Here is a 24,116-nt window from a genome sequence, read left to right as displayed (position 1 = left end):
ACAGGGGAATGAATTCCAACTGTGGGAGCTGGCTTGCCTGCAATGGTGCCAGTCCAGTCACCGCTAAATGTTGAGTTCGACTTCACCCAGTCGGCCACCCAGCGGCCCGAAGCTACGCTCCACCATCCGCCGTGACCCATCCGCATTCACAATCAACGCCGTACTCGCCCGGGTCCCATAACTGGGACTGGCAATAAACACACTCGACAATAAACTCTCGGTCGCCAACCCCACGCCGGTGTCCGGCAAGTCGGCAAACGGGGCGGTCTGCGGGTCGCTCAGTATGTCGAGCAAAGCCTGCGGCTGCGGATTTTCCAATAATTCGCCAAATGCCGCCTTGGCCTTGAGCAGCTTTGGCCATGGCGTATCCAGCCCGGCGTTGGACAACCCATAAACCCCGGCCTTCAGTTGTGTCGGCGTAGTCTCATTGGCGTTGTAATGCCACAGCTCATTCTGCGTACCCACTAACAGGTTAAACCCGGCGTATTCAATCGAACGGCCGTTAACGTCGGCCAAGTAGTCGTCAATTGACAGTGAACCGCCGAGGAATCGCGCCACCAGTTCCCCGCGCGACTTACGTGACGGCGGCTGGTGCGGGTCGCGGATATTGGTCAGGGCCGCAAAGCGCCCCTCGGCGCTGACCCCAAGCCAGGTGCCACCGGCTTCCTGGTCGCGGCCGGCGTAAATGTGCGGCGCATCCGGCCACTGGGCCAGCGGCAGGCTGGGGCGGGCGTAGAACTCATCACGGTTGGCCGCGACGATCAGCGGATGGGCGTGGCCCGGTCGCCAGGCGAAAACAATCAGGCACATAAGGCATTCCCCTTTGTGTTTTGCTCCACTCTACCCAGACAAACGCGGGCGTTCCATCGTATCGAAGTTGGGCCGCACGCCTTCCATCCGTTAACATGCGGGGCTATTGGGCGCGTGTGAACTTCTTAATTTGAAATAGCGGCTGTAACGCAGGCTTAATCGCACACCGGCATGGTCCGGTGCGCCATGACTAATGATTTAACGAGGAGTCGCAATGCTGCCTTACCCGCAGATCAACCCGGTGGCCGTGGCCATCGGTCCGCTGCAAATCCACTGGTACGGGTTGATGTACCTGATCGGCATCGGCGGTGCCTGGCTGCTGGCTTCCCGGCGCCTGAACCGTTTCGACCCGACCTGGACCAAGGAGAAACTCTCCGACATGGTGTTCTGGATGTCGATGGGCGTGATCGTCGGCGGGCGTCTGGGGTATGTGCTGTTTTACGACCTGCCAGCCTATATCGCCAACCCGACGCTGATTTTTGAGGTGTGGAAGGGCGGCATGGCGTTCCACGGCGGCTTTGTCGGCGTGATGATCGCCGCGTGGTGGTTCGGCCGCCGTAACGGCAAGTCGTTCTTCCAGCTGATGGACTTCGTCGCGCCGTTCGTGCCGATTGGCCTGGGTGCCGGGCGTATCGGTAACTTCATCAACGCCGAGTTGTGGGGCAAGCCGACCGACGTGCCGTGGGCCATGGTGTTCCCGCCATTCAGCGACCCGGCGCAGTTGCCGCGCCATCCGTCGCAGCTCTACCAGTTCGCCCTGGAAGGTGTGGCACTGTTCCTGATTCTGTACATCTTCTCGCGCAAGCCACGCCCAACCATGGCCGTGTCGGGGATGTTCGCGCTGTTCTACGGGATCTTCCGCTTTATCGTCGAGTTCGTGCGTGTGCCGGATGCACAGCTGGGCTACCTGGCGTGGGGCTGGTTGACCATGGGGCAGATTCTCAGCATGCCGATGATTCTGGCGGGCCTGGGCCTGCTGTGGTGGGCTTACAACCGTCCGCAGGGCATCAAGAACGCCGCGCTTTAAATTCGAATGCCGAGGCTTTTGCAGAGCCTCGGCTTCTACGCTACGGGTACTTACATGAAGCAATATCTCGAACTACTGAACGACGTCGTGACCAATGGATTGACCAAGGGCGATCGCACCGGCACCGGCACCAAAGCCGTGTTTGCCCGTCAGTATCGGCATAACTTGGCCGACGGCTTCCCGCTGCTGACCACCAAGAAGCTTCACTTCAAAAGCATCGCCAATGAATTGATCTGGATGTTGAGTGGCAACACCAACATCAAGTGGCTGAACGAAAACGGCGTGAAAATCTGGGACGAGTGGGCCACCGAAGACGGTGACCTGGGCCCGGTGTACGGCGAGCAGTGGACCGCCTGGCCGACCAAGGACGGCGGCAAGATCAACCAGATCGACTACATGGTCGACACGTTGAAGAACAACCCCAACAGCCGTCGCATCCTGTTCCACGGCTGGAACGTCGAATACCTGCCGGACGAAACCAAGAGCCCGCAGGAAAACGCGCGCAACGGCAAGCAAGCGCTGCCGCCGTGCCACCTGCTGTACCAGGCGTTTGTGCATGACGGCCATCTGTCGATGCAGTTGTACATCCGCAGCTCCGACGTCTTCCTCGGCCTGCCATACAACACCGCCGCGCTGGCGTTGCTGACCCACATGCTGGCCCAGCAATGCGACCTGATCCCGCACGAGATCATCGTCACCACCGGCGACACCCACGCGTACAGCAACCACATGGAACAAATCCGCACCCAGCTGGCGCGCACGCCGAAGAAGCTGCCGGAGCTGGTGATCAAGCGCAAACCGGCGTCGATCTACGACTACAAGTTCGAAGACTTTGAAATCGTCGGCTACGACGCGGACCCAAGCATCAAGGCTGACGTGGCCATCTAAAGACTGTCTTGGTCTTAATGGATGGGCTTGTGTGAGAGGGGGCTTGCCCCCGATGGCAGTCTGCCAGTCGCCCACCGGGTGACTGAACCACCGCTATCGGGGGCAAGCCCCCTCCCACATTGGGTCCGTGTTCACTTGAGTTAATGGCCGTGGCTTCTGCCCACGTGCGAAGGCTCAGCCTCGCTGGCCGCCACACTGCCGCTGACCTCCAGTCGCTGCAAAATCGCGCATTGATCCAATCCCGGCCCACCGCCGCAGCGTTGGCGCAGGTCCAGCAACTGTTCCTGTAACGCCAGCAGTCCATCGATCCGCGCTTTCACGTGGTGGATATGCTCATCAATCAACGCATTCACGCTTTCGCATTGGTCCTGAGGACTGTCGCGCAGCCCGAGCAGGCTGCGGATTTCTTCGAGGGTCATGTCGAGGCTGCGGCAGTTGCGGATAAAGATCAGCCGCTCGGTGTGCGCCTGGGTGTACACCCGGTAGTTGGCGTCAGTGCGCGCAGGTGGCGGCAGCAGGCCTTCCTTCTCGTAATAACGGATGGTTTCCACCTGACAGTCGGTCAGTTTGGCCAATTCACCGATCTTCATCGCAGCAATCTCCAAATGGGTGCTTGACCCTATAGTGGCTACAGGGTCTTTACTTGGCAACAGGCACCTTTACGGACGCGACAGAATGAGCGATTCCATCTACACCCCCAAAAAGCATGATCACAAGCACGATCATGACCATGACCATGACCATAGCCACGATCACGGCGCCAAACTGACGCCGGTCAAAAAGCACGACCACGCCAGCCACGGCGACACGTGCTGCTCCAGCAAGGCAGCGCCTGCCGTGGTCACGTTGAGTGAAGCGCCGACTGCGGGCTCGCGCTTGAGCACTTTTCGCATCGAAGCCATGGACTGCCCCACCGAGCAGACGCTGATCCAGAACAAACTGGGCAAGCTCGCCGGCGTGCAGCAGCTGGAATTCAACCTGATCAACCGTATCCTCGGCGTCACCCATGACCTGCCGAGCACTGCGCCGATCATCGACGCGATCAAATCCATCGGCATGCAGGCCGACCCCATCGAAGAAGGCGCCCCCGCCGCCGCGCCGCCGGCCAAGAAACACTGGTGGCCGCTGGCGCTGTCCGGCGTCGGTGCGCTGGGCGCTGAAGTGCTGCATTTCACCGGTGTAGCCCCGACGTGGGTGATTGCACTGGTGGCGTTGGTGTCGATCCTCAGCGGCGGTCTCACCACCTACAAAAAAGGCTGGATCGCGCTCAAGAACCTCAATCTGAACATCAACGCGCTGATGAGCATCGCAGTCACCGGCGCGATCCTGATCGGCCAATGGCCGGAAGCAGCGATGGTGATGTTCCTGTTTACCGTCGCCGAGCTGATCGAAGCCAAGTCCCTGGACCGAGCGCGCAATGCCATCAGTGGCCTGATGCAGATGACCCCGGAACAAGCCACGGTGCAGCAAGCCGACGGCGGGTGGATCGAACAAGAAGTCAAAAGCATCGAGCTTGGCGCCATCGTGCGGGTTAAGCCCGGCGAGCGCATCGGCCTGGACGGTGAAGTCACCGCCGGCCAATCCACCATCGACCAAGCGCCGATCACGGGTGAAAGCCTGCCGATTGAAAAGGGCGTGGGCGATAAAGTCTTCGCCGGCACCATCAACCAGGCCGGTTCGCTGGAATACAAAGTCACCGCAGCGGCGAACAACTCAACGCTGGCGCGCATCATTCACGCCGTGGAACAGGCCCAAGGCGCTCGGGCGCCGACCCAGCGCTTTGTTGACACCTTCGCCAAGGTTTACACCCCGGCGGTGTTCTTGTTTGCCCTGGGTGTGGCGATTATCCCGCCGCTGTTCATGGCGGGCGTGTGGTTCGACTGGATCTACCGCGCCCTGGTGCTGCTGGTCGTCGCGTGCCCCTGCGCGTTGGTGATCTCCACCCCGGTGACCATCGTCAGCGGCCTGGCCGCGGCCGCGCGTAAAGGCATCCTGATCAAAGGCGGTGTGTACCTGGAAGGCGGTTACAAGCTCGACTACCTGGCCCTCGACAAAACCGGCACGATCACCCACGGCAAACCGGTGCAAACCGATTACCTGGCGCTGTTTCCCAATATCGAAGACAGCGCGCCGGCCCTGGCTGCCAGCCTGGCCGGACGCTCCGACCACCCGGTGTCGCTGGCCATCGCCAATGCGGCTGTGGATAAAAACCTGCAGAGCCACGTTGTGGATAACTTCGAGGCCCTGGCCGGGCGTGGTGTGCGCGGAGATATCAACGGTGAAACCTATCACTTGGGTAACCACCGCCTGGTGGAAGACCTTGGCCTGTGTTCACCCGAGCTTGAAGAAAAGCTCTTCGCGCTGGAGAAACAAGGCAAGTCCGTGGTGTTGCTGCTCGACAAGTCCGGGCCGCTGGCGTTGTTCGCCGTGGCCGACACGGTCAAGGACAGCAGCCGCGAAGCCATCCAGCAACTGCACGACCTGGGCATCAAGACCCTGATGCTCACTGGCGACAACACCCACACCGCCCAGGCGATTGCGGCCCAGGTTGGTATCGACCAGGCCCAGGGCGACCTGTTGCCCACCGACAAACTGCAAGCCATCGAGACCCTCTACGGCCAAGGCCACCGCGTAGGCATGGTCGGCGACGGCATCAACGATGCCCCGGCGCTGGCCCGCGCCGAGATCGGTTTTGCCATGGCCGCCGCCGGTACCGACACCGCCATCGAGACCGCCGACGTGGCCTTGATGGACGATGATTTGCGCAAGATCCCGGCTTTCATTCGGCTCTCCCGGCAAACGTCGAGTATCCTCAAGCAGAACATCGCCCTGGCGCTGGTGATCAAGGCGATCTTCCTCGCAGTCACCTTCCTCGGCATGGCGACCATGTGGATGGCGGTGTTCGCCGACATGGGCGTAAGCCTGCTAGTGGTGTTCAATGGCCTGCGCCTGTTGCGCAAATAATTGATGTGAGGGTGGTGTGCTGAGTGCCGAGTTGAAGGCGTTTTTTATGGTCGCCCGCCTGGGCAGCATTACCCAGGCGGCGAAAAAACTCGGGCTGAGCCAGCCCACGGTGACTACCCAGATTCGCAACCTGGAAAGCCAATACGGCGTTGAGCTGTTCTACCGTGGCGGGCGCCGCCTCACCGTCAGCGACGACGGCGCGCGCCTGCTGCCGATGGTCAAGGCGCTGTTGCAGCAGGAAGCCGACATCGAGTTCTTCCTGCGCAACAACGGACAGGTCCAGGGCACGTTACGGATTGCCGCAACGGCGCCGTATTACATCCTCGACCTGGTCAAAGCCTTTCGCGAACGCCTGCCGCAAGTGGAGGTGTCGGTGGAAATCGGCAACTCCCAGCAGGTGCTCGAAGCGCTGGACGATTACCGCGTCGATGTCGCCGCGTCCTCCCAACTGCTGGAAGACCCCCGCCTGATTCGCCGCGTGCTCGGCACCGATCCTTTGGTGTTGGCGGTGCACCGCAACCATCCCTTGGCCAAGCTTGATCACGTGCCGCTCAATGCGTTGGCCGGGCATACCTTGCTGATGCGTGAGGCAGGCTCCACCACGCGGCGGCTGACCGAAGAAATGCTGCAGGGCGCCGGCGTGAGTTACGGGCCGCTGCTGGAGATTGGCAGCCGTGAGTCGATTCGCGAGGCGGTGCTGCGCAATATCGGCATCAGCATCATCGCTCGTCAGGAAGTGCCTCATGACCCGCAGTTGCGCGTGCTGACCATCGAGAACGCGCCGCAGATTCCCGAGTATTTGTACTGCCTCAAGGAACGAAAGTCGGCGCGTCTGCCGGCTGCGTTTCTTGGGTTAGCGCAGGAAATGTCGCCACTCTGAGATTTGCTGTGGCATTGCAATCGCCATCGCAGGCAAGCCAGCTCCCACCTTTGAATGCGTTCACAAATCAAAATGTGGGAGCGGGCTTGCCCGCGATGGCGTCAGCCCTGACGACACAGTCTCCAAATCCTACCCAAATCCACCAATACCACTATCACCGCGTTTTGCCTTCCTGCCACACCAGGTACGCATTGCCCACCTAGCATGGCCTTCATCAGTTTGATGAGGTGCCTCCATGAACACAGCCCTGACCCACCCCGGCGCGCCAATGACGGTGCGCGGTATCCAGAAACGCTTCGGTGCCTTCACTGCGCTGGACAATGTGTCCCTGGACGTCGCCGCCGGCGAGCTGGTGTGCCTGCTGGGCCCGTCCGGTTGCGGCAAAACCACCTTGCTGCGCTGCATCGCCGGCCTGGAACGCCAGGACAGCGGTGAGCTGCGCCTGGGCAACCGCGACGTTTCCCTGCTGCCACCGCAGGCGCGGGACTACGGCATTCTGTTTCAGTCCTACGCACTGTTTCCCAACCTTACCGTCGAGGCGAACATCGGCTACGGCCTCACCGGCAGCGGTCGCGATGAGGTGCGCACGCGTGTCGGCCAGATGCTCGAACTGGTCGGCCTGCTGGGCAGCGAAAAGAAATACCCCGGCCAACTTTCCGGCGGCCAGCAACAACGCGTCGCCCTGGCCCGTGCCCTGGCACCGGCGCCATCGCTGTTGCTGCTCGACGAGCCCATGTCGGCCCTCGATGCCCGTGTGCGCGAGCATTTGTGCACCGAGCTGCGCCAGCTGCAGCGGCGCCTGGGTATCACCACACTGATGGTCACCCACAATCAGGACGAGGCCATGCTGATGGCCGACCGCATTGCCGTGATGAACAACGGCAAGGTTGAGCAATACGCCACGCCCCAGGAAATCTACGACCGCCCGGCCACGCCGTTTGTGGCCGAGTTTGTCGGCCAGGGTAACTGGCTGCCGTTCAGCCGCAACAGTGCGAGCCATGCCCAGGTTGGCGGGATGAACATGCGCCTGGCCGATGATGCTGGCATGGCGAAATCCGGGCGCTTGTTCTGCCGCCCGGAAGCCATCAGCGTCAACCCGCCGGTGCATGAAGAAAACCTGTTCCCGGCCAAGGTTCGCGAGATCACGTTTCTTGGCAATCGCTGCCGCATGCGGTTTGAACTGGAACAATTGCCCGGCCACGCGCTGCTGGCTGAGTTGGCCCCGGAAGCCATGCCACGCCTGGGTGCCCAGGACATCTGGGTCGCCTTGCCGCCGCGCAGCCTGCAGGTGTTTGCCTGAGATGGCGGCTGTGATGACACTGCCGCGCCCGGTATCGCGCGCCGAAAACGGCGACCGTATTTTTGTGCTCGGCGGCAAACTGCTGTGGCTGGTGCTGCTGGGTGTCGCCGTATTGCTGCCATTGCTGGCGATCTTCTGGCGCGGTTTCAGCAGTGAAGCCGGGCAGGGCGGCGGTCTTGCTGCGGCGCGGGAAATGCTGACGAGCGCTAACTTCCACTGGCTGCTGGGCAATAGCCTGAAAGTCTCCCTGAGCGTGGCGGCCATCGTCGTACCGCTGGCCTACCTCTTTGCCTACGCCCTGCAACGCACGCTGATTCCCGGCAAAGCGATGTGGCGTGGTCTGTCACTGCTGCCGTTGATGGCGCCGTCGATGCTGCCGGGGATTGCGCTGGTGTACCTGTTCGGCAACCAAGGCCTGTTGCGCGGTGTGCTCTCGGACAATATCTACGGCTTCTGGGGCATTGTTCTGGGCGAGGTGATCTACACCTTCCCACACGCTTTGATGATCCTGCTGTCGGCTCTGTCGCTGGCGGATGCGCGGCTTTTCGATGCGGCATCGAGCATGGGCGCCAGCCCCGCGCGGGCGTTTCGCAGCATCACCTGGCCGGCCACGCGCCAAGCGGTGTTCGCCGCGTTTTGCCTGGTGTTCACCCTGACCATCACCGACTTCGGAGTACCCGTTGTAGTAGGCGGCGATTATCAGGTGCTGGCGCTGGAAGCCTACAAGGCGGTGGTCGGCCAGCAACAGTTTGGTCGCGGCGCGTTGATCGGCATGGTGTTGCTGCTACCGGCGCTGTTCAGCTTTGGCGTCGATGCCTGGCTGCGACGTCGGCAGGGCGATGCCATGAGCGGCCGCGCCCAGGTGTTCCAGCCGGCACCGTCGCGGCTGCGCGATGGTTGCTACCTGGCCATTGTGTTGCTGATCTGCGCGGTGTTGCTGCTGGTATTCGGCATGGCGGTGTATTCCTCGCTGGTGAAATTCTGGCCGTACAACCTGTCGTTGTCGCTCAACCACTACCAGTTCGAAGACACGGCCGGCGGCGGTTGGCTGGCCTATCGCAACAGCCTGACCATGGCGCTGTGCACGGCGCTGATCGGCAGCGTGTTGATCTTCACCGGCGCCTACCTGATGGAAAAGACCAAAAGCCAGAAGGGCCTGAACCTGGCCCTGCGCATGCTCAGTTTTGTGCCGATGGCCGTGCCGGGCTTGGTGTTGGGCCTGGGCTACGTGTTCTTTTTCAATTTGGTCGGCAACCCGCTGCATGTGTTCTACGGGACTATGACCCTGTTGGTGGTGTGCACCATTGCGCACTATCTGACCACCGCGCAGATGACCGCGACCACGGCCTTGCGCCAGCTGGACAGCGAATTCGAAGCCGCCGCGCTGTCCCTCAAGGCGCCGTTGTACCGCCACTATCTGCGTGTCACCGTGCCGATTTGCCTGCCGGCGCTGCTGGACATCGTGCGCTACCTGTTTGTGTCGGCGATGACCACCGTGTCGGCCGCAATCTTCCTCTACAGCCCCGACACCATCCTCGCCGCCGTCGCCGTATTGAACATGGACGACGCCGGCAACGTGGGCGGTGCGGCGGCCATGTCGACCTTGATTCTGTTCACCTCGGCCGGCGTCTCGCTGCTGCTGGCGTGGGCCTCACGTGGCGCGCTGCGTCGCTCACAAGCCTGGCGCCAGACCGCGCCCGGCCAATAAACATCCTTGAAGGAGGTGCTCCATGTTCAAGCCCCTGGCGCTGGTCGCTGCCGTACTCACCGCATTCAGCCTGAATGCCTTCGCCAAGACCGAGCTGACTGTGTACACGGCCCTCGAAGCCGAGCAGTTGAAGACCTACAAACAGGCCTTCGAAAAGGCCAATCCCGACGTCGAGATCAAATGGGTGCGCGACTCCACCGGCATCATCACCGCCAAACTTTTGGCCGAGAAAGACCGCCCGCAAGCCGACGTGGTCTGGGGCCTGGCTGCCTCTAGCCTGGCGATTCTCGATCAGCAAGGCATGCTGGATAACTATGCGCCGAAGGGCCTGGACAAGATCGGCAAAAACTACCGCGACGCTGCCAACCCGCCGGCGTGGGTCGGCATGGACGTGTGGGCCGCAACCATCTGCTTCAATACCATCGAAGCCGAGAAGCAGGGCCTGACCAAGCCGGTGAGCTGGCAAGACCTGACCAAGCCTGAGTACAAGGGCAAAATCGTGATGCCCAACCCGGCCTCTTCCGGTACCGGCTTTTTGGATGTCAGTGCCTGGCTGCAAACCTTCGGCGAGAAGCAGGGCTGGCAGTACATGGACGACCTGCACCAGAACATCGGCCAGTACGTTCACTCCGGTTCCAAGCCGTGCAAGCTGGCGGCCTCGGGTGAGTTCCCGATTGGTATTTCCTTCGAGTACCCCGCCGTTCAACTGAAACGCCAGGGCGCGCCGCTGGACATCATCCTGCCCAAGGAAGGCCTGGGCTGGGACATTGAAGCGACTGCTGTGATCAAGGGCACTGCCCACGCCGATGCGGCTAAAAAGCTCGCGGACTTCTCCGCCAGCGCGGCGGCGATGGACCTGTACAAAGACAATTTTGCCGTACTTGCCCAGCCCGGTATCGCCAAGCCGCAGACCGAATTGCCCGCCGACTATGAGCAACGCCTGATCAAGAACGACTTTGCCTGGGCCTCGAAAAACCGCGACAGCATCCTGACTGAATGGCGCAAGCGCTATGACGGCAAGTCCGAGAAGGTGGCCGGTCAGTAAGCTTTTCGTTAGGGCTGATGGCCTCTTCGCCGGCAAGCCAGCTCCCACATTTGACGGTGTTCATAAATCAAAAATGTGAGAGCTGGCTTGCCGGCGATAGCGGCTTCGAATTCAGGACACCATTTAATGACACAACACAGCGACTTATTGATCATCGGCGCCGGCATCCTCGGCCTGTCCCACGCCTACGCCGCTGCCAAGCGCGGCCTCAAGGTCAAGGTCTTCGAGCGCAGCGCCACGCCGCTCGGCGCCTCAGTGCGCAACTTTGGCCAGGCGCTGGTCACCGGCCAACCGCCGGGGCCGATGCTCGACCTGGCCCGGCAAAGCCGTGATATCTGGGGGCATTGGGCGCAGGTGGCCGGCCTGCAGCTCAAGCGCAAGGGCTCATACCTGTTTGCGCGTACAGAGGCGGAAGAACATCTGTTGGAAGCTTTTTGCGCCGGTCGTGCGCAGGCTTACGGCTACAACGTCGAGCTGCTGCAAGGCGCCGCGATGAAGGATTTATATGGCGGCCAGTTCCGCCATCACCGCGCCGCGCTGCATGGCAAAGACGATCAGCAGTTGTATTCGCGCGAAGCAATTCCGGCGCTGATCAACTACCTTCGCAGCGAATTGAAGGTGGAGTTTCATTTCTCCACGCTGGTGCGCGACGTTGAGCCCGGCCACGTGCACACCACGGCGGGGAGCTTTCGTGGCGAGCAGGTCATCGTGTGCTCCGGCCATGACTACCAAACCCTGCTGGCGGAATCGATCGCCGAACTCAACCCGAGTGTCTGTCGCCTGCAAATGCTGCGCGCCCGCCCCGTCGTTAACCTGAACCTGCAACACGCGTTGCTCACAGGTCTCAGTTGTGTGCACTACGGCGCCTTCGCCGATTTGCCGGAAGCTTCGCCCGTGCAGGCGCACATCCTGCGCGATTCACCGCATTTGCATGAACACGGCATTCACTTGCTGATCAGCCCGACGCCTTATGGCGAACTGATCATCGGTGATTCCCATGACTACGGCCGCGATGCCTCGCCGTTCAATACCGAGCAGGTCGATGACTGGATGATCGAACTGGCGCAGCAGACCCTGGGTTGCAAGGTTCAGGTGGTGGAGCGCTGGCAGGGCGTGTATGGCGCGCGTGGACCGGGGCCGTTTTCGTTCCTGCGCGTAGCACCGGGCGTGAGCGCGGCGTTGATGCACACCGGCGTGGGCATGAGCGTCGGGCCGGCGATGGCCGAACGAAACATCAGCACAATGTGGGGTGAGGCGTGATGAACCCGGAACAGGCGATTGCCGAACTCTTCGGCCTGTACGATCAACATGGCACGGCCGACTACATCGGCGAGCCGGTGTCGCAGATCGAGCACATGTCCCAGGCCGCACAGCTGGCGATGGCTGAGGGCTTTGACGATGAAGTGGTGCTGGCGGCATTTTTCCACGACATCGGGCACCTCTGCGGCCAGGGCGGCGAGAACATGGGCGGCTACGGCGTGGTCAGTCATGAGCGGCTGGGCGCGGATTATTTGCGCCGCGCAGGGTTCAGCGAACGCATGGCCAGGCTGGTGGAATATCACGTGCAGGCCAAGCGTTACCTGACCTTCAGCCAGCCGGACTATCATGCCCGCTTGAGCGAAGCCAGCCGCCGCACCCTGGGTTACCAGGGCGGCGTGATGAGCGCCGAAGAAGCCCAGGCGTTCGAACAGGACCCGCTTTGTTCGGTGAGCCTGCGCATGCGCCACTGGGATGAGCAGGCCAAGGACATGCACGTGCCGGTGCTGGACCTTGAAGTGTTGAAGGCCAAGGCCCGGCGATTGCTTGCGGCTTAGCGTTCATCCAGGCGCAGGGCCAGCGCCTCGACCTGTTCCTGGCGTTCGGCCTGGCTGAGTTTGGCGTGAGGGTTGAGGGACGACCATTGCGGGTGCGCGCGGGCTTTATGCAGCGCGTCCGGCAGCTTGCCCTCGCGCCAGGTTTTGTCCTGGGGCGTGTCGACCTTGATGCTGTGCATCGCCGCATGGCCACGCAGGTTCAAGGCCTTGAGCAACTGGCGCTGGCGCAAGGCGAGCAGGCGCAGCACGCTGTCGTCGACGGTCAGCTCGCGATGGCCTTTGATCTTGCCCAGCAGACGGCTGCCGTAGCTGCGCGCGGTTTGCAGCGCACCGCCGGCAATCGCACCGGCAATCGCGGCGACGCCCAGGGTCAGGCCGCCAACCAGCAAATCCACGCCGGCCCCGGCGGCCGCGCCTGCGGCGATCCCACCGCCGACGCGCACGCCAAGTTGCTTGAGGGTTTCGGGGTTGAACAGGTCATCGCCCCAACGGCCGTCGAGCAGCGGCAAATCGCTGGCGGTGGCGTCCTGCGGGCGAAAGCCGAAGAGTTTGAGCAGGGCTTCCACGCATTTTTGTTCGCGCTGGCGCACGGCCTTGCGTAAATCGCTGATGGCTTGCTGTTCATCCTCGGTGACCACGCTGCGCCGGCACGCCGCGCAGTCGATCAACAATTCGGCGATCAACCGCGCGGCGCTCAGCTGGCGGGCCTGGCGCTGGGCTTGCTGATCGAGGATCAGCCGTTCCAGCTGCGGCCGCGCATTCTCCAGCAGCAGGGCCAGGCTTTCATACAGGCGACGCTCCCCGTCTTCCGGCGGCGCGACGCTGTCGAACCGCACCAGCGCGTGCAGACCCAGGCGGGCCAGGGCTTCGCGCCAGTCGGGTTCGCGGTGGTGGCTGCTGCTGACAAAATTGAGCACCGGCAGCAGCGGCTTGCCGCAACTGGCCAGCACTTGCAGCTCGTCGCGGTACTTGGCGAGCACCGGCTCGCGAGCGTCGATCACATACAGGCCGGCGTCGCAGGCCAGCAGTTGGCGCAACACCTTGGCCTCCTGTTCGAAACGCTGGCGCGCTTCGCTGCCTTCCAGGAAACGCGCCAGGCGTGCCGGGCCGTCCAAGCGCTCGCCGGGGCGATCCAGGCGCTCCAGGTAATCAAGCAAGGCAATCGCGTCTTCCAGCCCGGGCGTGTCGTACAGCTCCAACAAGGCTTCGCCGTCGACCGACAACCGCGCGCCTTCCACATGCCGCGTGGTGCTGGGGCGATGGGAGACTTCGCCGAAGCCGACGTCACGGGTCAGCGTGCGCAAAAGCGACGTCTTGCCGACATTGGTGTGGCCGACCACGGCCAGTTTCAGCGGTTTAGTCATGACCGGTCTCCAGCCATGTGAGCGGCGCGCAGTCGGCGAAGGGCAGTTCGAGTTGGTGCAACGCGGCGTGCCAATCGCCAAGGCGCTCGGCGTCCAGCGCCTGGCCGGGCGGTGCCTGCAGCAGCCACACGCGGGTGGCCGTGGCGCTGCGTGCCAGTTCGGCGATCAGCGCCAGGCTGCCACGGTCAGGCGAGCGACGAGGGTCGCAGGCGATGGCCAGGCGTGCGGGTGGGAAGCGCGTGAGCTGTTCCAGCAGTTTGTTGCGCGATTCGCGGCTGTCCAGAATGCCGGCGTTTTTGATGCTGGCCGGTAGTTTGGGCGGCCACGGGTGCTGATCATCGAGTTCGATGGCCACCAGCAAGGCGCCGTCGCTCTCCAGTTCGCTGACGCCGCCGCTGACGTGGTGCAGCTGTTCAGGCGCTGCATCGTTGACACCGAGCCGCTCGCTGCTTGGCATCAGGCGTTCGCGCAGCGGGCTGTAGCCGGGCAGGTTGAGGTCCAGGCGCAGGGCGGCGCGCCCACGTTTCCAGCGCCACAGGCACAGCAGCGCGAGGATCAACCGCGGCAGCAGGCCGTACACCAGCAGCACGCCCACCAGCCAGGCGGCCCAGGCCTGCCGTGCGCTTTCGATATTCAGGGCGGAGTCGCCGCTGGCGCGGATCATGTCGACGGTCGGCACGTTAAAGCCCAGCAGCGCGGGCAGGCTGCCGAGGGCTTGGGTGACGGCGACAAACGTGTCGGCGCCCAGGATGGTGGTTTCCCACACAAAACCGTAGCGCCGGGTGGCCAGCAGTGTCAGCAAAATCACCATGGCACTGAGCAATGCCAGCAGCCACAGGCTGTTGACCAGCACACCCACTGCCCAGCGATTGAGTTTGTGGCGTTGCAGCAACAGCAGCAGCGCCGGCGCCAACTGAGCCGCCTTGGCATCACGCGCGAATTTTTCGCTGAGCCACAGCCACAGGCGGCCGAGGCTGGCGCTGTGCTCGCCGGCAAACGCCAGGCCCAAGGCCCAGCTCAGCAGCAGAATCAGGTTCAAACCGAGCAGACTGCCCAGCGCCCAGAACACATTCACCGGAGTCAGGCCGTTACCCAGCGCAGCAAACGCCAGGCCGGCGCCGCTGATCACCGCGACCACGGCCAGCAGCACCAACGCCAAACGGGCGCCTTGCAGCCAGCGGGTGAGGGCGCCGGTCAGTCCGTCGCGCTCGGCCAAGTGCAGGGCGCGCGCCTGGATGCGCGTCGGCAAGTCGCCGCCGGCCGTGCGGGCCAGGCGGTTGGCTTCCAGGTCTTCGAGTGGGCCGGCGTGTTCTTCACGCAGGCGTACGGTTTCTGTCAGCCAAAGTGTGTGCAGGGGAGTCAGAGCAGTCACGCGCCGTCCTGTTGAGCAAGTGAGGTTGGAGCATAACCGCAGACTCGCAGCTCTGGTATTCTCGTCGCCATGAAAAAAACTCTCCCTTTAAGCCTGATCGCAGCCCTCGGTGAAAACCGCGTGATCGGCGTCGACAACAGCATGCCCTGGCATTTGCCGGGGGATTTCAAATATTTCAAGGCCACCACGCTCGGCAAGCCGATCATCATGGGGCGCAAGACCTGGGATTCACTGGGCCGACCGTTGCCGGGGCGCTTGAACATTGTGGTCAGCCGTCAGACCGATCTTAAGCTTGAAGGTGCGCAAGTTTTTCCGTCGCTGGCTGCGGCGGTGGAACGGGCTGAGGCCTGGGCGCTGGAGCAGGGCGTGGATGAGCTGATGCTGATCGGCGGTGCGCAGTTGTATGCGCAAGGGTTGGAGCAGGCGGATCGCCTGTATCTGACGCGGGTTGCGTTGAGCCCGGAAGGGGATGCGTGGTTTCCCGAGTTTGATCTGAACCAGTGGAAGCTGGTGTCGAATGTCGAGAACCCGGCCGAGGGCGATAAGCCCGCGTACAACTTCGAAGTCTGGGAAAAAGCCTAAAAGCATCGGGGGCAAGCCCCCTCCCACACTTGATCGCGTTCGATCGGTCAACTGTGGGAGGGGGCTTGCCCCCGATAGCGGTCTATCAGGCTTGCGCTAACTCCGCATGCTCATCGGCATTCAGCAACGCTTTATCCGTCTGCCCCATGATCTGGCTGGTAATCGCACCCGCCGTCATCGAACCGTTCACGTTCAGCGCCGTACGGCCCATGTCGATCAGCGGCTCCACGGAAATCAGCAGCGCCACCAGTGACACCGGCAAGCCCATCGCCGGCAGTACGATCAGCGCGGCAAAGGTCGCGCCGCCGCCAACACCGGCCACACCGGCCGAGCTCAAGGTCACAATCGCCACCAGGGTCGCGATCCACAGCGGGTCCAGTGGGTTGATGCCTACGGTCGGTGCAACCATCACCGCAAGCATGGCCGGGTAGAGACCGGCGCAACCGTTCTGGCCGATTGTGGCGCCAAACGAGGCGGCGAAACCGGCAATTGATTGCGGGATACCCAGGCGGCGGGTCTGCGCTTCAATGCTCAGCGGGATCGCGGCTGCGCTGGAGCGGCTGGTGAAGGCAAAGGTCAGCACCGGCCACACCTTGCGGAAGAAGCGCAGCGGGTTGACCCCGGCCAGCGACAGCAGCAGGCCGTGCACCACAAACATCAGGCCCAGCGCCAGGTACGACACCACCACAAAACTGCCGAGCTTGATGATGTCTTGCAGGTTGGAGCCGGCGACCACTTTGGTCATCAGCGCCAGCACGCCGTAGGGCGTCAGCTTCATCACCAGGCGCACCAGGCGCATCACCCAGGCTTGCAGGGTGTCGATGGCGTTGAGCACTTTCTGGCCTTTTTCCACGTCGTCCTTGAGCAGTTGCAGCGCGGCAACCCCGAGGAACGCAGCAAAAATCACCACGCTGATGATCGACGTCGGCTTGGCCCGGGCCAGGTCGGCAAACGGATTGGCTGGCACGAACGACAGCAGCAGCTGTGGGATATTCAGGTCGGCGACCTTGCCTGCGTAATCGCTCTGGATCACTTGCAGGCGCGCCATTTCCTGGGTGCCGGCCAACAGGCCTTCGGCGGTGAGGCCGAACAGGTTGGTCAGGCCGATACCGATCAGCGCCGCAATCGCTGTGGTAAACAGCAGCGTGCCGATGGTCAGGAAGCTGATCTTGCCCAGGGACGAGGCGTTGTGCAGACGCGCCACGGCGCTGAGGATCGAGGCGAACACCAGCGGGATCACGATCATTTGCAGCAACTGCACGTAACCATTGCCGACCAGATCAAACCAGCTGATCGAGGCTTTGAGCACCGGGTTGCCGTCGCCATAAATCGTGTGCAACGCCGCGCCGAACAGCACGCCGAGCACCAGCGCAAACAGGACCTTTTTAGCGAGGCTCCAGTGGGTGTGACGCGTTTGTGCCAGGCCCAAAAGCAGGGCCACGAACACCAGTACGTTGAGAATCAGGGGCAGATTCATTGAAGCTCCGTTGAGAAGGCAGCCAATCGCGTGAGCCTGCGATTGCGAACCGGAAATCCTAACAGCTTGAAATATATTGATTTAATACCGATATGGAATGGTGACTGTCGTTTTTGGAATAAGCGTTTGACGCTCAGGCACACGCTCTTGGCGCAATCACGACGCAAGCGGTCGTGCTCGGGCGATAACTGTCACACAGATTTGTTAGCGTCGATGTCTTTCACTCAGGGAGAAAACGCTTATGAAGCTCGCGCCAACACTACTGGCCGCCGCCTTCTGCTTGGGCCTCGCCAGCCAGGCATTTGCCGCCACCGAGTTAAAGCACTGGCCGGCGCCTGCCGCCGAGCAACTGAACAAGATGATCGCCGCCAACGCTAACAAGGGTAACTTCGCGGTGTTCGACATGGACAACACCAGTTACCGTTACGACCTCGAAGAGTCCCTGCTGCCGTACCTTGAGAACAAAGGCCTGATCACCCGCGACACCATGGACCCGTCCCTCAAGCTGATCCCGTTCAAAGACACCGCCGACCACAAGGAAAGCCTGTTCAGCTACTACTACCGACTCTGCGAAGTGGACGACATGGTCTGCTACCCGTGGGTTGCGCAGATTTTCTCCGGCTTCACCCTCAAGGAGCTCAAGGGCTACGTCGACGAGATGATGGCGTCGGGCAAGCCGGTGCCGGTCACCTATTACGACGGTGATGTGGTCAAGACCATGGACGTGCAGCCGCCGAAGGTCTTCACCGGCCAGGCTGAGCTGTTCAACAAACTGATGGAAAACGGCATCGAGGTGTATGTGATGACCGCCGCATCCGAGGAGTTAGTGCGCATGGTCGCTGCCGATCCCAAGTACGGCTACAACGTCAAACCCGAGAACGTCATCGGCGTGAGCACCTTGCTCAAGGATCGCAAGACCGGCGAGCTGACCACTGCGCGCAAACAGATCGCCGCCGGCAAATACGACGAAAAAGCCAACCTCGGCCTGGAGCTGACCCCGTACCTGTGGACCCCGGCGACCTGGATGGCCGGCAAGCACGCAGCGATCCTCACCTACATTGATGAGTGGAAAAAACCGGTGATCGTGGGCGGCGACACCCCCACCAGCGACGGCTACATGTTGTTTCACGATGTGGACGTGGCCAAGGGTGGCGTCCACCTGTGGGTCAACCGCAAGGATAAATACATGACCCAACTCAACGGCATGATGGCCAAGCACGCAGCGGCCCAGGCCAAGGAAGGGCTGCCGGTGACGGCGGACAAGAACTGGGTGATCGTCAAGCCGGACGAGATTCAGTAAGACCGAGCCGCCTGCTTCGCGAGCAAGCCCGCTCCCACATTCGACCGCATGCACAAGCTCGAACCCGGTCACCTGTGGGAGCGGGCTTGCCCGCGAAGGCTTTGTGTCAGGTCCTGCATGAGTCAGCTGACCCACCGCTATCGCAGGCAAGCCAGCTCCCACATTCGACCGCATGCACAAGCTCGAACCCGGTCACCTGTGGGAGCGGGCTTGCCCGCGAAGGCTTTGTGTCAGGCCCGACATGAGTCAGCTGACCCACCGCTATCGCAGGCAAGCCAGCTCCCACATTCAACCGCATGCACAAGCTGGAACCCGATCAACTGTGGGAGCGGGCTTGCCCGCGAAAGCGGTGTGTCAGGCCCTGCATGAGTCAGCTGACCCACCGCGATCGCAGGCAAGCCAGCTCCCACATTCGACCACATGCTCAAGCCGGAACCCGATCAACTGTGGGAGCGGGCTTGCCCGCGAAGGCGGCGTGTCAGGCCCTGCATGAGGCGACTGGCCCACCGCGATCGCAGGCAAGCCAGCTCCCACATTCAACCGCATGCTCAAGCCGGAACCCGATCAACTGTGGGAGCGGGCTTGCCCGCGAAGGCTTTGTGTCAGGCCCTGCATGAGTCAGCTGACCCACCACTATCGCAGGCAAGCCAGCCCCCACATTCGACCACACACGCATGTTGGAACTCGGTCTACTGCTGAAGGGTTTATCCAGACAAAAAAATGCCCCGCACGTGGCGGGGCATTTTCATGTGCGAGGCTTACAGGCCGTCGAGCATCGCTTTGTTACGCACAGCGCCTTTGTCGGCGCTGGTGGCCAGCAGGGCGTAAGCCTTCAGCGCGGTGGTGACTTTGCGCGGACGCTTCTCGACCGGTTTCCAGCCTTTCTTGTCCTGCTCGACCCGGCGCGCGGCCAGCTCTTCGTCGCTGATCAACAGGTTGATCGAGCGGTTCGGAATGTCGATCAGCACTTTGTCACCGTCCTGCACCAGGCCAATCGCGCCGCCGGCAGCGGCTTCTGGCGAAGCGTGGCCGATGGACAGGCCCGAGGTGCCGCCGGAGAAACGGCCGTCAGTGAGCAACGCACAAGCTTTGCCCAGGCCTTTGGATTTCAGGTACGACGTCGGGTAGAGCATCTCTTGCATGCCCGGGCCGCCTTTCGGGCCTTCGTAGCGGATGATCACGATGTCGCCGGCTCTGACTTCGTCGGCGAGGATGCCGCGCACGGCGCTGTCCTGGCTTTCGAAGATCTTGGCGTTGCCTTCGAACACATGGATGGATTCATCCACACCGGCGGTTTTCACCACGCAGCCATCCAGCGCGATGTTGCCGTACAGCACGGCCAGGCCGCCTTCTTGCGAGTAGGCGTGCTCGACACTGCGGATGCAGCCGTTTTCACGGTCGTCATCGAGGGTGTCCCAGCGGGTGGACTGGCTGAACGCCGTTTGCGTCGGGATGCCGGCCGGGCCTGCCTTGAAGAAGTGATGCACGGCTTCGTCGGTGGTCTGGGTGATGTCCCACTTGGCGATACCTTCGGCCATGCTCGTGCTGTGCACGGTCGGCAGGTCGGTGTGCATCAGGCCGCCGCGGGCCAGCGAACCGAGGATCGAGAAGATCCCGCCGGCGCGGTGCACGTCTTCCATGTGGTACTTCTGGATGTTCGGCGCGACTTTGCACAGTTGCGGCACGTGGCGGGACAGACGGTCGATGTCGCGCAGGTCGAAATCGATCTCGGCTTCCTGGGCGGCGGCCAGCAAGTGCAGGATGGTGTTGGTGGAACCGCCCATGGCGATGTCCAGGGTCATGGCGTTTTCGAACGCCTTGAAGTTGGCGATGTTGCGCGGCAGCACCGACTCATCGTTGTCGGTGTAGTAACGCTTGCACAGCTCGACGATGGTACGGCCAGCCTGCAGGAACAGCTGCTCGCGGTCGCTGTGGGTGGCCAGCGTGGAACCGTTGCCCGGCAAGGCCAGACCCAGGGCTTCCACCAGGCAGTTCATCGAGTTGGCGGTGAACATGCCGGAGCACGAACCGCAGGTAGGGCAGGCGCTGCGCTCGTATTCCGCGACTTTCTCGTCAGACGCGCTGGAATCGGCGGCGATGACCATGGCGTCGACCAGGTCGAGGCCGTGGGAGGCGAGTTTGGTCTTGCCGGCTTCCATCGGCCCGCCGGAGACGAAGATCACCGGGATGTTCAGGCGCAGGGAGGCCATCAGCATGCCGGGGGTGATCTTGTCGCAGTTGGAGATGCACACGATGGCGTCGGCGCAGTGGGCGTTGACCATGTATTCCACGGAGTCGGCGATGATCTCGCGGCTCGGCAGCGAATACAGCATGCCGTCATGGCCCATGGCGATGCCGTCATCCACGGCGATGGTGTTGAATTCTTTGGCCACGCCGCCGGCGCGTTCGATCTCGCGGGCGACCAGTTGGCCCAGGTCCTTGAGATGGACGTGGCCGGGTACGAACTGGGTGAACGAGTTGGCAATCGCGATGATCGGCTTTTTGAAGTCGTCATCTTTCATCCCCGTGGCACGCCACAGTGCGCGCGCGCCGGCCATGTTGCGGCCGTGGGTGGATGTTTTCGAGCGGTAATCAGGCATGAAGCACTCCGGGCGGCTAATCAAGTACTAAAGGGAAGTGAGCCTCTATTGGCGTCTGGAACACTCAGAAAATGGCTGTGTGTCCAAACGTTGCCACTCGCGTCGCGGGATCGCCGCGTGCTTGGGCCTCGAGCTCATAAACCCGCCGGGGGATGACTGGCGATGAATAGGGTCGATTCTACACCGCTGGCGGCCGGAGGGAATGGCCGCCAGCGTGTAGATAGCGCTTACGAGACGTGTGGGTATGCAAGTTTCATGGTCAGCGGCCGACCCGCGCGTTCGTCACCACGCCCCAAACGCTGAACACGATGAAGCTGATGGCGATGGTCATCAGCAGGTTGGCCCCGGCTTGGGCGAGGGCGGCGCTGCTGACGGCAGCGGTGATGAACATGATGCTGTTGCCGGCCGAGGCGGCGGTGCCGGCGCTGCTGGAGAACAGCAACATGGCGGCGGAAATCGCGGCGGGGCGAACCAGAGTTACGGCCAGGGCGCTGATCAGCATCGGGATCAGCAGGGTGATGGTGGTGATAGCCCCAAGACCGACGATCAGCATCAGAAGCACGCCTGCGATAAGCAGCAATCCAAGGCCGATGTTGATTTGCCGGGACAGCGAAATGCGTTTTTGAAGATACGACGCCGCCAAGCCACCGAGCAGATAGGCCACGCCATACACCATGAGTACCAGTGCGTACTGGTATTCGGAGAGTTTCAACGAGTCCATGAAAATCAACGGTGTCACGCTGATCAAGGCGAAGTAGCAGGCGAACACCAGCGCGGCGATCCACCAGTAACGCAGGAAGTCGCGATTGGTCGCGACATCTTTCAGCGTGCCGATGATCGACACCGACGTGCGGTGCGGGCTGGCGGACTTGGAGGGCAGTATGCAGAACGCATGGATCAACATGCCCAATGCCATCAGTGCGAATCCATAGAAACTACCTTGCCAGTCGAAGGTGGTTTGCAACCAGGAGCCGATCAGCGGTGACAAAGCGACGAACGAGCCGCTCAGGGTCATGTAGTAGAGGCGCACACGGGCTCTATCCTGTTCTTCGAACAGGTCTTCCACTAACGCGTGGCCCAGTACGAAGAAGCCGCAACCCATGGCCTGGACCGAGCGAAACAGAAGGAAGCTCAGGTAGTCCGTCGATAATGCGCAACCTATCGCACCCAGGATCGACAGCGTGATGCAACCGAGCAAGACTTCCTTGCGGCCCCATTTATCCGACAGCGGGCCGGCGACCAGTTGGGAAATCGAAAAAACCAGCGTGAACAGGCTGATGGATAGCGCGACATCTGCGCTGGGCATGTCGAATCGGGCGGCGAGGGCCGGGAATGAGGGCAGCAGGATATTGATCGGGAAAAAGCTGATCAGCGAAATGCAGGTGATGAGGATGAAGCGCGAGAGATGATGGCGTTTTACGTCGCCGTGGGGCGGCGAATAAGAGGAATCAGACATTGTTGTTATTTTCCGGAGTAAAACCAGAAACCGATACTAGTCTGCGAAAAATGGAATTCAATCAAAACCGTTGCGGGAAGCTATATGGACTTGTGTGGGAGCCGGGCTTGCCCGCGATGCAAGCACCTCGGTATGTCAGATACCCTGCGGTGATGCTATCGCAGGCAAGCCAGCTCCCACATTTGGTCCGCGATGTTACTTAGCTATTCGGCAACAACCGGCACGTAATGCTCTTGATATACCGAGTCTCGGCAATCGCCGGGTGCACCGGGTGATCCGGGCCCTGGCCGCCGCGTTCGAGCATCTGGATATTGCGGTCCAGGTGACGGGCGCTGGTCAGCAGGATGTTTTGCAGGTCGTCTTCCGGCAGGTGCATTGAGCACGACGCGCTGACCAGGATGCCGTCCTTGCTGAGCAGGCGCATGGCTTGCTCGTTCAGGCGGCGGTAGGCGCCTTCGCCGTTCTTCATGTCTTTCTTGCGCTTGATGAAGGCAGGTGGGTCGGCCACGATCACGTCGAAACGCTCTTCGCTGGCTTTCAGCTCTTTGAGGGCTTCGAACACGTCGCCTTCGATGCAGGTCATCTTCTCGGCAACGCCGTTCAGTGCCGCGTTGCGCTCAACACCGTCGAGGGCGAAGGCCGAAGCGTCGACGCAGAACACTTCACTGGCGCCGAAGGCTGCAGCTTGCACGCCCCAGCCGCCGATGTAGCTGTACAGGTCCAGCACGCGTTTGCCTTTGGCATACGGCGCCAGGCGGGCGCGGTTCATGCGGTGGTCGTAGAACCAGCCGGTCTTCTGGCCCTGGATTACCGGGGCTTCGAATTTCACGCCGTTCTCTTCCAGCGCGACCCATTCCGGCACCAGGCCGAACACGGTTTCAACGTAGCGGTTGAGGCCTTCGGCGTCGCGCGCGGCGGAGTCGTTCTTGAACAGGATGCCGCTTGGCTTGAGCACTTGGGTCAGGGCGGCGATCACGTCTTCTTTGTGGGCTTCCATGGTCGCCGAAGCGATCTGGACGACCAGAATGTCGCCGAAACGGTCGACCACCAGGCCTGGCAACAAGTCGGAGTCGCCATACACCAGGCGGTAGAACGGCTTGTCGAACAGGCGGTCACGCAGCGACAGCGCGACGTTGATGCGGTGCACCAGCAGCGACTTGTCCAATGGCAACTTGATGTCGCGCGACAGCAGGCGTGCGCAGATCAGGTTGTTCGGGCTCATGGCCACGATGCCCAGGGTCTTGCCGCCGGCCGCTTCCAGGATAGCCTGGTCGCCTGCCTGGAAGCCGTGAAGTGGGGTGGCGGCCACGTCGATTTCGTTGCTGTAGACCCACAGGTGGCCGTTGCGCAAACGACGATCGGCGTTGGCTTTGAGACGCAGGCTTGGCAGGGACATGACGTCGCTCCGGAAAAAAGAGCGGGAGTATACCGTGTTGTGCATGAATTCGCGGCGCCGCCGGACATGTGGGAGCGGGCTTGCTCGCGAAAGCAGTGGATCAGCCACTGTATTGGGTGACTGAAACCGGGCT

Annotated in this window: 19 protein-coding genes; 11 read left to right on the top strand and 8 right to left on the bottom strand. The window is 62.0% G+C overall.

The annotated features are described in order from the left end of the window. Positions 1–63: 63 nt before the first annotated feature. The gene (locus AC19YS_RS06765) at positions 64–810 is read right to left on the bottom strand and encodes an NRDE family protein (RefSeq protein WP_200622270.1); all 747 of its coding nucleotides are present in this window, start codon (positions 808–810) and stop codon (positions 64–66) included. A gap of 214 nt (positions 811–1,024) precedes the next feature. Between AC19YS_RS06765 and lgt the strand changes: the two genes are divergently transcribed. Beyond that, positions 1,025–1,837, top strand: coding sequence for a prolipoprotein diacylglyceryl transferase (lgt, locus tag AC19YS_RS06760; RefSeq protein ID WP_056857664.1), 813 nt, complete (start codon positions 1,025–1,027; stop codon positions 1,835–1,837). Positions 1,838–1,891: 54 nt separating this feature from the next. Beyond that, complete coding sequence (locus AC19YS_RS06755; protein WP_106575719.1) at positions 1,892–2,725, top strand: thymidylate synthase; 834 nt, start codon at positions 1,892–1,894, stop codon at positions 2,723–2,725. A gap of 140 nt (positions 2,726–2,865) precedes the next feature. On the opposite strand, the gene cadR is transcribed toward AC19YS_RS06755, so the two are convergent. After that, entirely contained in the window at positions 2,866–3,315 is a 450-nt protein-coding gene (gene cadR / locus AC19YS_RS06750) for a Cd(II)/Pb(II)-responsive transcriptional regulator (RefSeq protein WP_119737395.1), read from the bottom strand. 85 nt (positions 3,316–3,400) lie between these two features. On the opposite strand from cadR, the gene AC19YS_RS06745 reads away from it, so the two are divergent. The 7 genes from AC19YS_RS06745 (at position 3,401) to AC19YS_RS06715 (ending at position 12,436) form a co-directional block, all read left to right on the top strand. Then, a complete protein-coding gene (locus AC19YS_RS06745; RefSeq protein WP_500601280.1) occupies positions 3,401–5,689 on the top strand; it encodes a heavy metal translocating P-type ATPase in 2,289 nt (762 codons plus the stop codon). A gap of 16 nt (positions 5,690–5,705) precedes the next feature. Continuing rightward, positions 5,706–6,569 carry a LysR family transcriptional regulator gene (locus AC19YS_RS06740; RefSeq protein ID WP_106575716.1) on the top strand — a complete coding sequence of 288 codons (864 nt, stop codon included), beginning with the start codon at positions 5,706–5,708 and terminating at the stop codon, positions 6,567–6,569. 235 nt (positions 6,570–6,804) lie between these two features. Next, complete coding sequence (locus AC19YS_RS06735) at positions 6,805–7,869, top strand: putative 2-aminoethylphosphonate ABC transporter ATP-binding protein (RefSeq protein ID WP_106575715.1); 1,065 nt, start codon at positions 6,805–6,807, stop codon at positions 7,867–7,869. A 1-nt stretch (position 7,870) separates the two neighbouring features. Next, complete coding sequence (locus tag AC19YS_RS06730) at positions 7,871–9,577, top strand: putative 2-aminoethylphosphonate ABC transporter permease subunit (protein WP_119737401.1); 1,707 nt, start codon at positions 7,871–7,873, stop codon at positions 9,575–9,577. A 22-nt stretch (positions 9,578–9,599) separates the two neighbouring features. Further along, positions 9,600–10,622 carry a putative 2-aminoethylphosphonate ABC transporter substrate-binding protein gene (locus tag AC19YS_RS06725; protein ID WP_106575713.1) on the top strand — a complete coding sequence of 341 codons (1,023 nt, stop codon included), beginning with the start codon at positions 9,600–9,602 and terminating at the stop codon, positions 10,620–10,622. Between the two features lie 126 nt (positions 10,623–10,748). After that, the gene (locus tag AC19YS_RS06720; protein WP_200622255.1) at positions 10,749–11,882 is read left to right on the top strand and encodes a TIGR03364 family FAD-dependent oxidoreductase; all 1,134 of its coding nucleotides are present in this window, start codon (positions 10,749–10,751) and stop codon (positions 11,880–11,882) included. Next, entirely contained in the window at positions 11,882–12,436 is a 555-nt protein-coding gene (locus AC19YS_RS06715; RefSeq protein ID WP_500601278.1) for a phosphonate degradation HD-domain oxygenase, read from the top strand. The genes AC19YS_RS06720 and AC19YS_RS06715 overlap by 1 nt, the downstream gene beginning before the upstream one ends. On the opposite strand, the gene AC19YS_RS06710 is transcribed toward AC19YS_RS06715, so the two are convergent. After that, positions 12,433–13,800, bottom strand: coding sequence for a GTPase/DUF3482 domain-containing protein (locus tag AC19YS_RS06710; RefSeq protein ID WP_448201975.1), 1,368 nt, complete (start codon positions 13,798–13,800; stop codon positions 12,433–12,435). The two genes, AC19YS_RS06715 and AC19YS_RS06710, sit on opposite strands and share 4 nt — an antisense overlap. Then, a complete protein-coding gene (locus AC19YS_RS06705; protein ID WP_500601276.1) occupies positions 13,793–15,172 on the bottom strand; it encodes a DUF2868 domain-containing protein in 1,380 nt (459 codons plus the stop codon). Before AC19YS_RS06705 ends, AC19YS_RS06710 begins: the two co-directional genes overlap by 8 nt. A gap of 69 nt (positions 15,173–15,241) precedes the next feature. On the opposite strand from AC19YS_RS06705, the gene AC19YS_RS06700 reads away from it, so the two are divergent. After that, entirely contained in the window at positions 15,242–15,754 is a 513-nt protein-coding gene (locus tag AC19YS_RS06700) for a dihydrofolate reductase (RefSeq protein ID WP_124418676.1), read from the top strand. 85 nt (positions 15,755–15,839) lie between these two features. Here the strand turns inward: AC19YS_RS06700 and AC19YS_RS06695 are convergent, their stop codons facing one another. Beyond that, complete coding sequence (locus AC19YS_RS06695; protein ID WP_500601274.1) at positions 15,840–17,231, bottom strand: L-cystine transporter; 1,392 nt, start codon at positions 17,229–17,231, stop codon at positions 15,840–15,842. A gap of 241 nt (positions 17,232–17,472) precedes the next feature. Here AC19YS_RS06695 and AC19YS_RS06690 point away from each other — a divergent pair, with 241 nt between their 5' ends. Beyond that, a complete protein-coding gene (locus AC19YS_RS06690; protein ID WP_106575706.1) occupies positions 17,473–18,531 on the top strand; it encodes an HAD family hydrolase in 1,059 nt (352 codons plus the stop codon). 758 nt (positions 18,532–19,289) lie between these two features. Here the strand turns inward: AC19YS_RS06690 and ilvD are convergent. From ilvD to AC19YS_RS06675, 3 genes are all read right to left on the bottom strand, one after another. After that, positions 19,290–21,131, bottom strand: coding sequence for a dihydroxy-acid dehydratase (ilvD, locus tag AC19YS_RS06685; protein ID WP_500601272.1), 1,842 nt, complete (start codon positions 21,129–21,131; stop codon positions 19,290–19,292). A 259-nt stretch (positions 21,132–21,390) separates the two neighbouring features. Then, positions 21,391–22,587, bottom strand: a complete 1,197-nt coding sequence (locus tag AC19YS_RS06680; RefSeq protein ID WP_500601270.1) for an MFS transporter — start codon at positions 22,585–22,587, stop codon at positions 21,391–21,393. Between the two features lie 199 nt (positions 22,588–22,786). Continuing rightward, positions 22,787–23,983 (bottom strand): class I SAM-dependent rRNA methyltransferase, encoded by a 1,197-nt coding sequence (locus AC19YS_RS06675; RefSeq protein ID WP_003213799.1) that lies wholly within the window; start codon positions 23,981–23,983, stop codon positions 22,787–22,789. Positions 23,984–24,116: the final 133 nt, after the last annotated feature.

The organism is Pseudomonas sp. MF08831, from assembly GCF_059862645.1.
The sequence above is the reverse complement of the archived record's forward strand: the minus strand, read 5'-3'. Positions and strand labels throughout refer to the sequence as shown.

What these genes read in the sequence shown, in the direction of transcription:
- AC19YS_RS06765 (WP_200622270.1), bottom strand. Translation starts at nt 810, where the DNA reads ATGTGCCTGATTGTTTTCGCCTGGCGACCGGGCCACGCCCATCCGCTG.
- lgt (WP_056857664.1), top strand. Translation starts at nt 1,025, where the DNA reads ATGCTGCCTTACCCGCAGATCAACCCGGTGGCCGTGGCCATCGGTCCG.
- AC19YS_RS06755 (WP_106575719.1), top strand. Translation starts at nt 1,892, where the DNA reads ATGAAGCAATATCTCGAACTACTGAACGACGTCGTGACCAATGGATTG.
- cadR (WP_119737395.1), bottom strand. Translation starts at nt 3,315, where the DNA reads ATGAAGATCGGTGAATTGGCCAAACTGACCGACTGTCAGGTGGAAACC.
- AC19YS_RS06745 (WP_500601280.1), top strand. Translation starts at nt 3,401, where the DNA reads ATGAGCGATTCCATCTACACCCCCAAAAAGCATGATCACAAGCACGAT.
- AC19YS_RS06735 (WP_106575715.1), top strand. Translation starts at nt 6,805, where the DNA reads ATGAACACAGCCCTGACCCACCCCGGCGCGCCAATGACGGTGCGCGGT.
- AC19YS_RS06730 (WP_119737401.1), top strand. Translation starts at nt 7,871, where the DNA reads ATGGCGGCTGTGATGACACTGCCGCGCCCGGTATCGCGCGCCGAAAAC.
- AC19YS_RS06725 (WP_106575713.1), top strand. Translation starts at nt 9,600, where the DNA reads ATGTTCAAGCCCCTGGCGCTGGTCGCTGCCGTACTCACCGCATTCAGC.
- AC19YS_RS06720 (WP_200622255.1), top strand. Translation starts at nt 10,749, where the DNA reads ATGACACAACACAGCGACTTATTGATCATCGGCGCCGGCATCCTCGGC.
- AC19YS_RS06715 (WP_500601278.1), top strand. Translation starts at nt 11,882, where the DNA reads ATGAACCCGGAACAGGCGATTGCCGAACTCTTCGGCCTGTACGATCAA.
- AC19YS_RS06710 (WP_448201975.1), bottom strand. Translation starts at nt 13,800, where the DNA reads ATGACTAAACCGCTGAAACTGGCCGTGGTCGGCCACACCAATGTCGGC.
- AC19YS_RS06700 (WP_124418676.1), top strand. Translation starts at nt 15,242, where the DNA reads ATGAAAAAAACTCTCCCTTTAAGCCTGATCGCAGCCCTCGGTGAAAAC.
- AC19YS_RS06695 (WP_500601274.1), bottom strand. Translation starts at nt 17,231, where the DNA reads ATGAATCTGCCCCTGATTCTCAACGTACTGGTGTTCGTGGCCCTGCTT.
- AC19YS_RS06690 (WP_106575706.1), top strand. Translation starts at nt 17,473, where the DNA reads ATGAAGCTCGCGCCAACACTACTGGCCGCCGCCTTCTGCTTGGGCCTC.
- ilvD (WP_500601272.1), bottom strand. Translation starts at nt 21,131, where the DNA reads ATGCCTGATTACCGCTCGAAAACATCCACCCACGGCCGCAACATGGCC.
- AC19YS_RS06680 (WP_500601270.1), bottom strand. Translation starts at nt 22,587, where the DNA reads ATGTCTGATTCCTCTTATTCGCCGCCCCACGGCGACGTAAAACGCCAT.
- AC19YS_RS06675 (WP_003213799.1), bottom strand. Translation starts at nt 23,983, where the DNA reads ATGTCCCTGCCAAGCCTGCGTCTCAAAGCCAACGCCGATCGTCGTTTG.